At 73.1% G+C, this 13,038-nt stretch carries 12 protein-coding genes and 1 pseudogene; 6 read left to right on the top strand and 7 right to left on the bottom strand.

All coding sequences use genetic code 11. The annotated features are described in order from the left end of the window. Positions 1-19 precede the first annotated feature (19 nt). The 4 genes from AMK16_RS22940 to AMK16_RS22925 all read right to left on the bottom strand — a co-directional run bounded on the left by AMK16_RS22940 (position 20) and on the right by AMK16_RS22925 (position 2,326). Positions 20-775, bottom strand: coding sequence for a metallophosphoesterase family protein (locus tag AMK16_RS22940; RefSeq protein WP_073918584.1), 756 nt, complete (start codon positions 773-775; stop codon positions 20-22). Further along, a complete protein-coding gene (locus AMK16_RS22935; RefSeq protein WP_073918583.1) occupies positions 772-1,026 on the bottom strand; it encodes a hypothetical protein in 255 nt (84 codons plus the stop codon). The genes AMK16_RS22940 and AMK16_RS22935 overlap by 4 nt, the downstream gene beginning before the upstream one ends. After that, positions 1,023-1,694, bottom strand: coding sequence for a nucleotidyltransferase family protein (locus AMK16_RS22930; protein WP_073918581.1), 672 nt, complete (start codon positions 1,692-1,694; stop codon positions 1,023-1,025). The genes AMK16_RS22935 and AMK16_RS22930 overlap by 4 nt, the downstream gene beginning before the upstream one ends. 71 nt (positions 1,695-1,765) lie before the next feature. After that, a complete protein-coding gene (locus AMK16_RS22925; protein WP_073918929.1) occupies positions 1,766-2,326 on the bottom strand; it encodes a type 1 glutamine amidotransferase domain-containing protein in 561 nt (186 codons plus the stop codon). 472 nt (positions 2,327-2,798) lie between these two features. On the opposite strand from AMK16_RS22925, the gene AMK16_RS22915 reads away from it, so the two are divergent. Then, entirely contained in the window at positions 2,799-3,914 is a 1,116-nt protein-coding gene (locus tag AMK16_RS22915) for a carboxylate-amine ligase (protein ID WP_073918578.1), read from the top strand. A gap of 66 nt (positions 3,915-3,980) precedes the next feature. Then, a complete protein-coding gene (locus AMK16_RS22910) occupies positions 3,981-5,642 on the top strand; it encodes a PP2C family protein-serine/threonine phosphatase (RefSeq protein WP_073918577.1) in 1,662 nt (553 codons plus the stop codon). A gap of 22 nt (positions 5,643-5,664) precedes the next feature. Here the strand turns inward: AMK16_RS22910 and AMK16_RS22905 are convergent, their stop codons facing one another. From AMK16_RS22905 to AMK16_RS22895, 3 genes and pseudogenes are all read right to left on the bottom strand, one after another. Next, positions 5,665-5,904 (bottom strand): DUF6213 family protein, encoded by a 240-nt coding sequence (locus AMK16_RS22905; RefSeq protein WP_073918575.1) that lies wholly within the window; start codon positions 5,902-5,904, stop codon positions 5,665-5,667. A gap of 188 nt (positions 5,905-6,092) precedes the next feature. Next, positions 6,093-6,665, bottom strand: a pseudogene (locus AMK16_RS22900) (TetR/AcrR family transcriptional regulator); the annotation flags it as partial. A 100-nt stretch (positions 6,666-6,765) separates the two neighbouring features. Beyond that, positions 6,766-8,832: a galactose-binding domain-containing protein gene (locus AMK16_RS22895; RefSeq protein WP_199885524.1), complete on the bottom strand. Its 2,067-nt coding sequence runs from the start codon at positions 8,830-8,832 to the stop codon at positions 6,766-6,768. 427 nt (positions 8,833-9,259) lie between these two features. Here AMK16_RS22895 and AMK16_RS22890 point away from each other — a divergent pair, with 427 nt between their 5' ends. The 4 genes from AMK16_RS22890 to AMK16_RS22875 all read left to right on the top strand — a co-directional run bounded on the left by AMK16_RS22890 (position 9,260) and on the right by AMK16_RS22875 (position 12,972). Continuing rightward, positions 9,260-9,487 carry a hypothetical protein gene (locus AMK16_RS22890; protein WP_073918574.1) on the top strand — a complete coding sequence of 76 codons (228 nt, stop codon included), beginning with the start codon at positions 9,260-9,262 and terminating at the stop codon, positions 9,485-9,487. 201 nt (positions 9,488-9,688) lie between these two features. Continuing rightward, positions 9,689-10,654 (top strand): LLM class F420-dependent oxidoreductase, encoded by a 966-nt coding sequence (locus AMK16_RS22885; RefSeq protein ID WP_073918572.1) that lies wholly within the window; start codon positions 9,689-9,691, stop codon positions 10,652-10,654. Between the two features lie 109 nt (positions 10,655-10,763). Then, a complete protein-coding gene (locus tag AMK16_RS22880; RefSeq protein ID WP_073918571.1) occupies positions 10,764-12,170 on the top strand; it encodes an NADP-dependent succinic semialdehyde dehydrogenase in 1,407 nt (468 codons plus the stop codon). Between the two features lie 136 nt (positions 12,171-12,306). Further along, entirely contained in the window at positions 12,307-12,972 is a 666-nt protein-coding gene (locus AMK16_RS22875) for an HAD family hydrolase (protein WP_073918569.1), read from the top strand. Positions 12,973-13,038 lie beyond the last annotated feature (66 nt).

Genomic DNA, 13,038 nt, shown 5'->3' with positions numbered 1-13,038 from the left:
GGGGCCGGCTCACGTCTTCTCAGGTCGGCCGTGCGGCCTTCCCGTCCCCGCCGGCCGGGGACAGGTGGTACACGGCGAACGCCCGGTCGATGACGGGCATGGCGACGTTGCGCACGCGGACCCCGCCCGCCGTCGTGCCGTGTTCGGTGCCCATGTGCGCGTGCCCGTGGACCGCGAGGTCCGCGCCCGCCTCGTCCATGGCCTCCGCGAGGAGGTAGCTGCCGAGGAACGGGTAGATCTCCGGCGGCTCGCCCGCCAGGGTGTCCGGGACGGGCGAGAAGTGGGTGAGGGCGATCCGCAGGTCGCTGCCCTGGTCGCGCAGTTCGCGCAGGGCCCGGCCCAGGCCCTCGGCGCAGGTCCGGGTGTAGCGGATGAACGCCTTCATCTCCGGTTCGCCGAACTCGCTGGCGCTGCGCCCGGCGAAGCCGCCGCCAAAGCCCTTGGTGCCGGCGACACCCACCTTCGTGCCGCCGATGTCGAGCAGTACGCCGTCGCCCTCCAGGACGTGCACCCCGGCCGCCGTGAGCTCCCGCGCCACGGCCTTCTCCTGGTCGCTCTGGTAGTCGTGGTTGCCGAGCACGGCCACCACCGGCACGGGCAGAGCGCCCACTTCGTCCGCCACGACCCGCGCCTCCTCGACCGTCCCGTGGCGGGTCAGGTCGCCGGCCAGGAGCAGCACGTCGGCGCAGTCGCCGAGGGTCTCGAAGGCGGGCCGCAGCAACCCGGCGCTGCCGGGGCCCAGGTGGATGTCACCGACGGCCGCGATGCGGATCACGACAACTCCTCGCAATGGTCGGGCGGGTTCGCATGGCTGACGGTGAGGTCGATCTGCCAGGGCACGTCGGCGAGTTCCTCCCCGGCGAGGCGCTCCAGCACGGACCGGCACTCCGGATCGGGGACGCTTCCCCAGATCACCACCCGTGCGCCGCGCAGCTCGATCCGCACACCGAGCTCCGCGAGCTCCTCCTGCGCCAACCGGTCGCGCAGGTGCTCGATGCGGTACTCGATGATCTCGGTGTCGGTCATGGCGTGCCCTCCGAATCCGTTCGGCCCGGGCGGGGGCCGATGACCTGGAGCCGTTCGAGGAGGTACAGGAAGGAATCGGGCAGCGGGGTCCCGCGGTGGTCGTGGTCCAGGCGCTCCCAGTCGATCTGCTCCCGCAGCATCCGGGCCATCGGCAGCAGGTCGCCGAAGTCGCAGTAGTGTTCGCACAGCGCGGAGAGCCTGCTGTCCATCAGGTCGGTGGGGGCCAGCACCGGCATCCACACCGAATCCACCGCCTTCACGGTCGCCCGCTCCAGCAGCTCCGTACTCACCGGGCGCCGGGCCAGCTCGAAGATCAGGTCGATCTCCTCGCCGCCGGAGCGCCCCTTGACCAGCCAGTCCTCCGGGGCACGCCGCATCGCGATCCCGCCGTCCTCCAGAGCTTTGATCACCTTGTCGGCGTCCTCGGGACGGACGCAGAAATCGGTGTCGTGCTGGAAGCGGGCGGGCAGGCCGTGGGCGAACGCGGCCACGCTGCCGGCGAGCGCGAAGGGCTGCCCCGACCGCTTCAGCAGGGCCGCCACGTGCTTGGTGGTCTCCAGGATCGCCTGGGTGTGGTCCTTGGGAAGCAGGCCGGCCGGCGCCACGGGCGGCCCCAGGGCCTCCACGGGAGCGACGGCGTCCGGGGGGCCGGCTGGTCGAGGGGTCACTGCACGAACCTCTGCTTTCGGTCGGGCGCTGGGGCAGGTGTCTGGATGCGCGCGGCGCGGCGGTCACAGCACTAGGGGGTGTCCCGCCCGCTGTCCTGCCCGCCGGCGAACTCGGCGACGAAGGTCGTGCAGAAGGCGTCCAGGTCGTCCGGCTTGCGGCTGGTGACCAAGGTGGCCGGGCCCTCGTGGCAGACGCTGACCTTCTCGTCCACCCAGGTGCCGCCCGCGTTGCGGATGTCGGTGGCCAGGCTCGGCCAGGAGGTCAGCGTGCGGCCCCGCACGACATCGGCCTCCACCAGCGTCCAGGGAGCGTGGCAGATCGCGGCGACGGGTTTGCCGGCCTCGAAGAAGCTCCGGATGAATCCGACGGCCCGCTCGTCCATGCGCAGGGCGTCCGGATTGGCGACCCCGCCCGGCAGCACGAGCGCGTCGAACGCGTCGGCCGTGTCACCGGCGAGCACGTGGTCGACGGGGTAGGTGCCCGCCTTGTCGAGGTGGTTGAACGCCTGGATCCGGCCGGCTTGCGTGGAGACCAGCTGGGGGTTCCAGCCCGCCCCTTGCACGGCCTTCCAGGGCTCGGTCAGTTCGATCTCCTCCACGCCCTCGGGCGCCATGAGAAAGGCGATGCGCACCAGGTTCACATCCTTCACAGTCGTTGGTTCGTCGTGTTTCGTCGTGGTTCGTCTTTGTTCGCGCGGGTCGTGGTCGCCGGGCCCGGGCGGGGTCATCGGATCGCATGCCCGGCGTCTCGTGGCCGCTTGTCAGTCGGGAGGTTCCGGCGCACCCGCCGGCTCGTCCCCGGCAGGCTCCCCGGGGGCCGGTCCGCCCGGGTCCGGCCCGGGAGCATCCGGTTCGTGCCCGGGATCGCGCGGGCGCGGATCACGGGGCACCGGGTCAGGTCCCGCGGGGGTGGGTCCGGGGCCCTCGGGCTCCCGCTCGTTCGCCGGTTCCATATGCCCTCACCTCGCTGTTCGGCGCAGCGTGCGGCTCTCGCGTACCTTCTGCGCCTGCCCGCCCCGGCGCGCCTCATGTACGGCATCCCGCGCCCCGGTATGAGTCCGGTCCGGACGGGTAGGCGCCGGTCACCCGTTCGAGGAGGAGTCGATGGACGTTCTCACCATGGGTGTCGAGGAGGAGTACCTGCTGGTGGACCGCAGCAGCAGGGCGCCGGTGAACCGCGCGCCCGAGGTCATCGGCGCGGTCGCCGGGCGGCTCGGCCCCCAGGTCCAGACGGAGTTCTACAACGCGCAGGTCGAGGTGTGCACCGAGCCGTCCGCCGACTGCGCGGACCTGCGGGCCCAGCTGGTGCGCCTGCGGGACACGGTCGCGCGGAGCGCAGCGGCGGCGGGCTGCCTCCTGGTGGCCTCGGGCGTCCCGGTCATCGCACCGCAGGAGCCGCTGACGGTGACGGACGGTGAACGGTACGGCCGCATGGCCCGCCGGTTCACCGCCCTGCTCGGCCCGCGCGGCCTGGTCTGCGGGTGCCACATCCACCTCGGCGCCCTCGACCGGCGGCGGGCACTGACCCTCTCCAACCACATGCGCCCCTGGCTGGCGGTGCTCCAGTCGCTGACCGGGAATTCCCCCATCGCCTGCGGCGGGGACACGGGCTTCGACAGCTGGCGCTCGGTCGCGTTCTCCTCCTGGCCGACCGTCGGGCCGCCCCCGCTGCTGGACGAGGCCCGGTACGCCGAGTACGTCGACGGGCTGGTCAACTCCGGGGTGCTGCTCGACCGCCGGATGCTCTACTGGTACGCCCGCCCCTCGGAGCACGTGCCGACCCTGGAGATGCGGATGGCCGACGTCAACGCCGACGTCGACACCGTCGTCCTGACGGCGGCCCTGGCCCGTGGTCTCGCCGGGACGCTCCTCGCCGAGGCCGACGCGGGTCTCCCGCCGCCGCACCCCGCCGATGTCCTGCTGCGCCGGGCGCACGAGCTCGCCGCGGCGCACGGCCTCGTCGGCCCGGGCCTCGATGCGGTGAGCGGCCGGGAGGTGCCCGCCGCGGAGCTCGTCGAGCGGCTGCTGGAGCGGGCGGCGCCCGGCCTGGAGGCGGCCGGCGACCTCTACGCCGTGCACACGCTGTGGGACGCGCTGCGCCGGCGTGGCACCGGCGCCGCCCGCCAGCGGGCCGTCTTCGCGCGCGCCGGCAGCCTGCGGGCCGTCGTCGACAGCCTCGCCGTGACCCCGGTACCCGCCCCGGCCCCGCTGCCGGGCTGAGGCGGCCCGGAAACCGCCTTTCCGCGGGAGGGTCCTTCGCGACCTTCGGCATGCCATCCTCGGGGGATGACGCCCACTTCCGCGTCCCAGCCCGGTGACGGTGCCGCACCCGAGGTGCTCGCACCGGGCAGGCCCGTGGCCGCACTGCGCCCGGAGATCGCGGACCGCGAGGACCTGCTTGCTGCCACGGTCGTCCTGGAACGGGCCAAGGGCGTCCTGATGGCCCAGGCGGGCCTCTCGGCCGAGGGGGCGCACGAGACGCTGCTGCGGCGCGCCGCCCGGCGGGGGCGGACCCTCGACGAGGAGTGCCGCAGCACCTTGGGGCGGCTGCGCTCGCCGCGTGGGGGCGCCGGGTCCGCGCGCACGGCGGCGCAGGCGCGGGCGGAGCCGGCCCCGCGGGCCGCGTCCCCGGCCTGCGGACCCGAGGGCGACACGTCGCAGACGGCGCAATCCGTCCAGCGGATCCTGGACGCGCTCCCGGGGACCGCGGTCCTGCTGACCCCCGTGCGCTCGGAGACGGGCGAGGTGGAGGACTACCGGATCGACGCGGCGGCGCCCGGATCGGTCGACCCGTCCGGCCGCCGCGGCAAGGAGCTGGTCGGCCGGCGCGTCCTGGAGACCTACCCCGCCGTGGCCGGCTCGGCCCTGTGGGAGGGGTGCCTGGACGCCCTGACCACCGGCACGGTCCACGAAGGCGCGCCCTTCCCCTGCGAAGAGGCCGTCGCCGCAGGCCCGCGGCGGTCCGCCTTCTCCGTGCGCGCGGCCCGCCTGGGGGGCCGGCTCATCGTGTCCTGGACCCGGCACGACCGCGAGGAGCGCGAGGAGCGCGAACCTCAGGATGCGCGGCTGCCGGGCGCCCCCGCACGCGCGGACCGCAGCCCGGCCGCCGCCGCCGACCGGCCCGGCCAGGAGCCGGATGACCCGCGCAGCGCCGAAAGCGCGCTGCTGGAGAGCGAACGCACCGTCCTGGTCGAGCGCGGCAAGCTCCAGGCCGAACGCACCCTCGCCGCCCGGCTCCAGCACGCGCTGCTCCCCACCCCCGAGCGGTCACTGGAGCTCGCGGGCCTCCATGTGGACATCGCCTACGTCCCCTCCGACGCCGGAGTGAACGTCGGGGGCGACTGGTACAGCGCCATCGAACTCCCCGACCGGAGCGCGCTCTTCGTCGTCGGGGACGTCGCCGGACACGGCCTGGACGCCGTCGGCACGATGGCGCAGCTCCGGTTCACCGCCAAGGGCATGACCATCACGGGTTCGGCGCTGCCCGATGTGCTCGGCAGGCTCAACTCCCTCCTGCTGCACACCGCTTCGGAGCCCTGCGGCGCAACCGCCACCATGATCATGGCCCGCTACCAGCCCTGGGACCACCGGATGACCTGGGTACGGGCCGGGCACCTGCCGCCCCTGCTGATCCGCCGGGGCGAGGCGCGGTTCCTGCCCCAGCCGCAGGGCAGGCTCCTCGGCGCGAGTTTCACCTCCGCGTACGAGCAGGAGATGATCGGCCTGGAGGCCGGTGACCACCTGGTGCTGTACACGGACGGGCTGGTCGAGGAACCGGGGGAGAGCATCGACACCGGGCTGGCCCGGCTCGCCGAGACCGCCCGGGCACTCGTGGCCGAGGGCCGCGCGGACACCCTCGCCCGCACGCTGGCCGCTCAGCGGCAGGGGAACCGCGACGACATCTGCGTGCTGGACATCCACGTCCCCGGGTCCGGCGGGGCGCCGTGACGGGCCCCGCCCGTGGCGGCCGTCAGAAGCCTTCCTCCCCGCAGGAGGCGAAACCGATGCACTCCACGTCGATCTGGTCGGCGAGCTCGGCGAGGACACCGGCCAGGGCCAGCGCCGTCTCCTTGTCGGCGCGGATCTCGCCGGCATCCGTCGAGTGCTCCCAGTCCTGCGCGAGGTTGCGCAGGAGGGCGGTGACGTGGTCGGCGGGGATCAGCAGCATGCCGTCGCTCGCGGGGATCAGCGGTATGGATGCCTGGATCATGAAGCCGCCTCCCTGGGGGTGCCGGGTTCCGGTGCCCGGCGGGGGTTCTCCTCCAGCGGCTACCCCGGCGTCCGGGAGGTAAGCGCCGCCGGGCCGCCCGGACTGGATCCCCGATCCCCGGGGTCCCTGGCCGGGTCCGGGGCCGGTGTTCCGGCCGGGTCGCCGCCGAGGCCGGTGACGTGGTCGCCGACGTGGTCGGTGATCATGTCCAGGACGTCCGCGGGGACCGCGTCGTGGCCCAGGACCAGGACGCTGAGGGTCACCCCGTCGGTCATCGCCGCGAGGTAGCGGGCCAGCGAGGGGGCCGGTACGCGCAGTTCGAAGCCCATGGCGGCACGGAGCTGCTCGATCAGCTCGGTGTAGGTGTCGGCGTACAGCTCGTACTGCCGCCGCGCCAGGTGCTCGAAACCCGGCTGGCGCAGGGCGTACTGCGTGAGCTCATAGGTGAGCATGTGCTCACCGGGGTGGGCGGCCACGTGGTCCCAGTACGCCCGGAAGCCGGCCCGGATGGTCTCCCGCAGGGTGCCCCTCGGCCGGATGGCCGCCTTCACCACCTGGATGTAGTGGCCGGTGATCGTCTCGATGACCGATTCGAGGAGCACCTGCTTGGAGTCGAAGCAGTAGTGCAGGACGCTCAGCGACACGCCCGCCTCGGCGGCGATGGACCGGGTCGTCGTCCGGGCGACGCCGTCGCGGGTCATCGCCCGGATGGCCGCCTCGGTCAGCTGGCGGCGCCGCTCGGCCGAGGGCTTGCGTGCCATGGGCGTTCCTCCGGTCGTGGGCGGCGCAGGGGAGCGGTGCGCAGAGGGAAAGGGCCGGCGGGATCTCCCGATCCCGCCGGCCCGCGCGCCCCGGGAGGGGTCAGCTGCTGTAGACGCCGACCTCGCGCAGGGAATAGCCCCACTGGGTCGCCCGGTGGAGCCCCTGGACGCGCAGGTAGCGGGCCGGGACCCCGGAGAAGCGGGCCGTGTCCAGGCCGCCGTCCCCCTCGGCCGTCGACCAGACCGTCTGCCAGTCGGCGCCGTCCGTGGAGACCTCGATGCGGTACGCCTTGCCGTAGGCGGCCTCCCAGTCGAGGGTCACCCGCCCCACCCGGCTCGCGGAGCCCAGGTCGATGCGCAGCCACTGGTCGTCGTTCCACTCGCTCGCCCAGCGGGAGCCCGGATCGCCGTCCACCGCCCGGCCCGGTGCGAAGTCCACGAAGGGGTTCCACCACTGCGCGGTCGACGCCGAGGCGGAAGAGCCCGGGGCGAGGTTCACCCCGGCCTTGTGCCGCTCGGAGTTCCCCCACGTGGTGAGGTAGGACTCGGCGCCCTTGAAGAGGTCGTCCACCACGCCCTGGCCGCCGACATGGCGGATGTCCTCGATCCAGTCGGGGACCAGGCCGTAGTGCGCGGCGCCGTCGGTGTTGATGTCCCAGGTGCGCGAACCGGTGGTCTGCCGGTCGATGACGGATCCACCGTCGGTACTGCGGAAGGGGTAGCGCACCGGATTCGGGGTGTCCGCCCCGCGCGGTCCGGGCCAGCCGCCGACACCGTTCATGTCGGTGCCGTAGCCGTATCCCACGCCGTACTTGTCGCGCAGTGCGTCCGTGCGCTTGGCCTCCGCGCTGAACGCCTCGGCGCCGTTCATGTACTGGGCCACGAAGCCGCCGAGCCGGTAGACGCGCTCGGTCCAGTCCAGGTCCATCCAGCTGTGCGAGGAGATCACACCGGGGTAGGACTCGGATTCCATGATGTCGAAGGCGCGGCCCGCGGCCTTGACGCCCATGTGGTCGATCTCCAACATCATCTTGCGCTTCACCATGCCGCGCACCGCGTACTCACCGAGGTCCGTGAGCCCGCGCGCGTTGCACCGGGCGTCCGCCGCGTACGACGGTACGGCCACGCCCGCCGGCAGTTCCTTCTGGGCCGAGGGCGCCGCCGCCGTCCCGATGGGGTTGTCGTGCTGCGCGCCGGCGCACTTCTCCGTCTTCCAGAAGGTCCCCGTCGACAGGAACTGGCCGACGTTGATCGCCGTGCCGAGGGCGCCCTCGTCGAAACGGACCCCGCACAGGGCGTTGTCGAACTTGTGGCAGAGGAACATGCTGCGCACACCCAGGCGGTACAGCTCGTCCAGGCCGCGGTCGATGTCCTCCTTGCCGCACTGCGCGACGTCGAGGATCTGTTTGCACCCGAACGGCTCCGAGGTCTCCACTCCGAGGACGACGGCGAGCTTGCCCTGCCGGATGACGTCGCGGGCCTGCGCGGAATCGGTGACGATGCGGAACCAGCCCTTGCCCGGGCCGCCGTACATCGTGTCGACGAAGGTCTGCATGTCGTAGGTCTTCTGCGCCTCCAGGCGGATGGCGGTCATCTCGTCGCAGCCGCGGTCCTTGAAGAAGTAGACCGAGCAGATCACCCCGTTGGTGACGAGGTCGTTGACGAGCACCCGCTGACCGCCGCGCCAGGCCCGCTCGACCCAGGCGTAGTAGTTCTGCTGGTGGGTGAGGGAGTCGTGGGCGGGCCAGTCCGCGAAGGTGGGCCACCCGTCGGGGTCGTGCCTGCCGTCGCCGCCCTTGGTGATGAAGTCGAAGACGGCGAGCGATCCGTCGGGGTAGTGCTCGGGACAGTCCTTGAGGGCGTCGGCCACTCCCTGGTCCGAGAACGGCTTGCCGCAGATGAGGCGCCCGCCGAAGCCCTCGTTCGACATCAGGTGGTCATGGGCGTCGACGAAGCCGCGGACCCGGCCCTCGGCATCGGTTCCCTTGAAGGGTTCGCCCGTGACGTCGATCCGCGAGTCGGGCGCGGGGCGTGCCACCGGGTCCCACCAGCCCGGATCGGCCCAGGAGCCGGCTGCGGAGCCGAGCACCAGGGCCATGGCGGTGAGGAGCAACGACAGCACCGCGAGGGGCCTGCGCCGGTGGAGCGGGGGTCCGGTCATGGTCATCACTCACGTCTCCGGTCGGCGGACGACGGCCCACGGTTGTCATGGCCCGCACATGTGTGAGGACGAGAATCCCGACCGCCACCCGCGGAGTCAAGGGTCCGGGACGCTTGACCTGATGGAACGTCAGAATGTTGGTGCGGTGGCGTGATGGGCTCATTCGTCCCGGAATCCGGGACGAATCGTTCCGCATCGCGGTCGGGTGGCTGCGGCCCGCGATGACCCCCCGCCGGTCCGGGCAGGCACCCGGCCGGCCCCGGAGCAGTGGGCGCGGCGCCCCGTGGCCGCATACCGTCGAGACGTGAACGGGATGTCGCCCCAGCCCCCGGGAGGTGGCCCGCACCGCAGGCGAAAACGCGGCGGGCATCGGCCGGAGATCTGGGTAGGCGGACCAGGTCGGACCGAACAGGACCACCGAAGGAGCGCAGTGATGAGCGAGCAGAAGAAGTCCCAGGGGCACCCGCGGACGACCCCGTCCGAGGCGCCCGGCGAGGCCGGCGACCAGGAAGCCCGGCGCCAGGCGGACGAGGCCGTGCAGGACGGCTCCGGGGACGACGCGGACTCCGGCGGCGCGGGCCGCACCGCCAAGCGCGAGCGGCCCGGCATCGGGCGCGAGGAGCAGGTGCGCCCCTCCCCGCCGAAGCGGTCGGAGGGCTGAGACCGGCCGGCCCGGCCCCGCCGCCGCGAGCGGGCGGTGGTTCCGGCCCGGCCCGGGGCGCGGCGCCCCGGGTTCCCGGGCCGGGCGCCGGGTGCCGGAGGGCGACGTGCAGGACGCGGCGGTAGGGACGTGCGGCAGGAAGGTCCCGCAGGGGGCCGACATTCGGATTTCACCAGGGCGAGAGCGGTTAAGGCGGAGCACATGGTGCGCATCGGGTACACGATGATGACGGAGCAGGCGGGCCCCAGGGAACTGGTGGCCCACGTGGTGGGAGCGGAACGGGCCGGGTTCGACTTCTCGGTGATCTCCGACCATTCCTTCCCCTGGCTGGAGTCCCAAGGGCACGCGCCCTACGCGTGGAGCGTCCTGGGAGCGGCCGCGCAGGCCACCACGCGGATCCCGCTGATGACGTACGTGACCTGCCCGACCTTCCGCTACCACCCGACGGTGATCGCGCAGAAGGCCGCCACGATGCAGCTGCTCTCCCAGGGCCGCTTCCGACTCGGCCTCGGTTCCGGGGAGAACCTCAACGAACACGTCATCGGCGCCGGCTGGCCCGCCGCCCACGTCCGCCTGGAGATGCTCGAAGAGGCCGTCGAGATCATCCGTTCCCTCTTCACCGGCGACTCCGTCAGCCACCACGGCGCCCACTTCGACGTGGAGAACGCCCGGATCTGGGACCTCCCGGACGAGCTGCCCCCGATCGGCGTCGCCGTGTCGGGCGAGCGCTCCTGCCAACTCGCGGGCCGGCACGGCGACCTGGTGATCGCCACCGAACCGAAGCCGGAACTGCTGGAGAAGTTCGACGCGCACGGCGGCGCGGGCAAGCCCCGCGTCGGCCAGCTGCCCGTCTGCTACGACCCCGACCGCGACGCGGCGGTGGCACGGGCCCACGACCAGTTCCGATGGGCCCTGGGCGGCTGGAAGGTCAACGCCGAGCTGCCCGGACCGGGCGCCTTCGAGCAGGCCTCCACCTACACCCGGCCCGAGGACGTCGCGCAGTCCATCCCCTGCGGCGACGACGTCGACGCCTTCGTCGACGCCGTACGCCCGTACGTGGAGGCCGGGTTCACCGAGGTCGCCCTCGTCCAGATCGGCGGCGAGCACCAGTGGGCCTTCCAGGACTGGGCGGAGTCGAAACTGCTGCCTGCCCTGCGGGAACTCTGACCCCACCGGCGCACGCAACCGGAGCATGCCACCGGGGCCCCGCGACGCCGGGGCCCCCGAGCGCGGGGCGCGGCCGGTGAGCCGCGCCCCCACCGAGGAAGGCCGCACCATGCCCATCGCCACCGTCGACCCGACGACCGGCAGGACGCTGCGCACGTTCGACGCGCTCGACGAGGCGGGCGTCGAACGCCGTCTGGCGGACGCCGCGCGCACGGCCGCCGAGTACCGCCGCACTACCTTCGCGCAACGCGCCGCGCTGCTGATCCGTGCGGCCGAGCTGCTGGAGGCGGAGACCGAGGACATCGCGCGGACGATGACCACGGAGATGGGCAAGCCGCTGGCCGCGGCCCGCGCCGAGGCCGCCAAATGCGCCAAGGCGATGCGCTGGTACGCCGCCCGCGCCGAATCACTCCTCGCCGACGAGCACCCCGACCAGGCCGACGTGCGCGACGCGGGCGCCGCGACCGCCCGCGTCGTCTACCGGCCCCTCGGGGTGGTCCTCGCCGTCATGCCGTGGAACTTCCCCCTCTGGCAGGTCGTACGGTTCGCCGCGCCGGCGCTCATGGCGGGGAACGTGGGCCTGCTCAAGCACGCCTCGAACGTCCCGCAGACCGCGCTCTACCTCGGTGAGCTCTTCCAGCGCGCGGGTTTCCCCCGTGGCTGCTTCCAGACCCTGCTGATCGGCTCCGCGGCCGTGGAGGACGTCCTGCGCGACCCGCGCGTCGCCGCGGCCACCCTCACCGGCAGCGAGCCCGCCGGGCGCGCGGTCGCATCGGTGGCCGGCGACGTGGTGAAGAAGACCGTCCTGGAACTGGGCGGGAGCGACCCGTACATCGTGATGCCCTCGGCCGACATCGCCAAGGCCGCCGCCACCGCCGTGACCGCGCGCGTGCAGAACAACGGACAGTCCTGCATCGCCGCCAAGCGCTTCATCGTCCACACCGACGTGTACGACGAGTTCACCGAGCGGTTCACGGCCGCGATGGCGGACCTCACCGTGGGCGACCCGATGCAGGAATCCACCGACGTGGGCCCGCTGGCCACCGAGGCCGGACGCAAGGACCTCGAAGAACTGGTCGACGACGCCGTCCGCCAGGGCGCCACCGCCCTGTGCGGCGGACGGCGCCCGCCCGGCTTCGACCAGGGCTGGTTCTACGAGCCGACGGTGCTGGCCGGTGTCACCCCCGGCATGCGCATCGACCAGGAAGAGGCGTTCGGACCCGTCGCCACCCTCTACCGCGTCGCGGATCTGGACGAGGCCGTGCAACGGGCCAACGACACGCCCTTCGGCCTGAGCTCCAACCTGTGGACCCGCGACGAGGATGACATCGCGCAGGTCGCCCGCGACGTGCAGGCCGGCGGTGTCTTCGTCAACGGCATGACGGCCTCCCACCCCGCCCTGCCGTTCGGCGGCGTCAAACGGTCGGGGTACGGCCGCGAGCTGTCCGGCCACGGGATCCGCGAGTTCTGCAACGCCACCACCATCTGGCAGGCGGCGGATCAGGACGCCCCGTAGGCCGCCGTGGGCGTCCTGCCGGCCGGGCCGGGCCGGGGGCTGATCCGGCCCGGCGTCAAGGCACCCCCGGGCGGGTGTTCCGGGGCGCAGGGGGTAGGCGCCCGACATCTTCCCCGCGCCGATCCTGGAGGCCCACATGACCCGCGCCGCGCTCTTCGATGTCGACGGGACCCTCGCCGACACCAATCATCTGCACGTCGTCTGCTGGTGGGAGGCGCTCCGGCAGGCCGGACACGACGTCGCCATGCACGACATCCACCACGCGATCGGCCTGCCTGGAGAAGGGCTCCTCGCGCACCTGCTCGGTGAAGGCCGGGACACCGGCCAGGACGATGCCCTCAGCGCCGCCCACGACACCCTCTACGGCACCTACTTCGACCGGCTGCCCCCCTTGGAGTCGGCCGCCGGGCTGCTGCGCGCACTGCACGGCCGGGGCTGGCGCGTGGTGCTGGTGACCTCCGCGAAGGACCACGAGCTGGAGGCGCTCAGGCGGGCCGTCGACGCCGACGACGCCATCACCGCCACGGCGAGCGCCGACGACGTGAGCCAGGGCAAGCCCGCCCCCGACCCCGTGCGCCACGCCCTCGGCCTCGTCGGCGCGGATCCCCGCGACGCCGTCTTCGTCGGGGACACGGTGTGGGACATGAAGGCCGCCGCCAAGGCGGGCGTCACGTCCGTGGGCCTGCTGTGCGGCGGCATCTCCCGGGCCGATCTGGAGGAGGCCGGGGCCCGCGCCGTGTACGCGAATCCGGCCGATCTGCTCGCCGACCTGGACCGCAGCCCCTTCGCCTCCGGCGCGTAGGCAGGCCCCCGGCACACGCGAGCGGCGTCCCTGCGGACCTGGATGAGGTCCGCAGGGACGCCGCTC

Source organism: Streptomyces sp. CB00455, from assembly GCF_001905445.1.
Lineage (GTDB): Bacteria > Actinomycetota > Actinomycetes > Streptomycetales > Streptomycetaceae > Streptomyces.
This window is presented reverse-complemented; position numbering and strand designations above follow the sequence as displayed.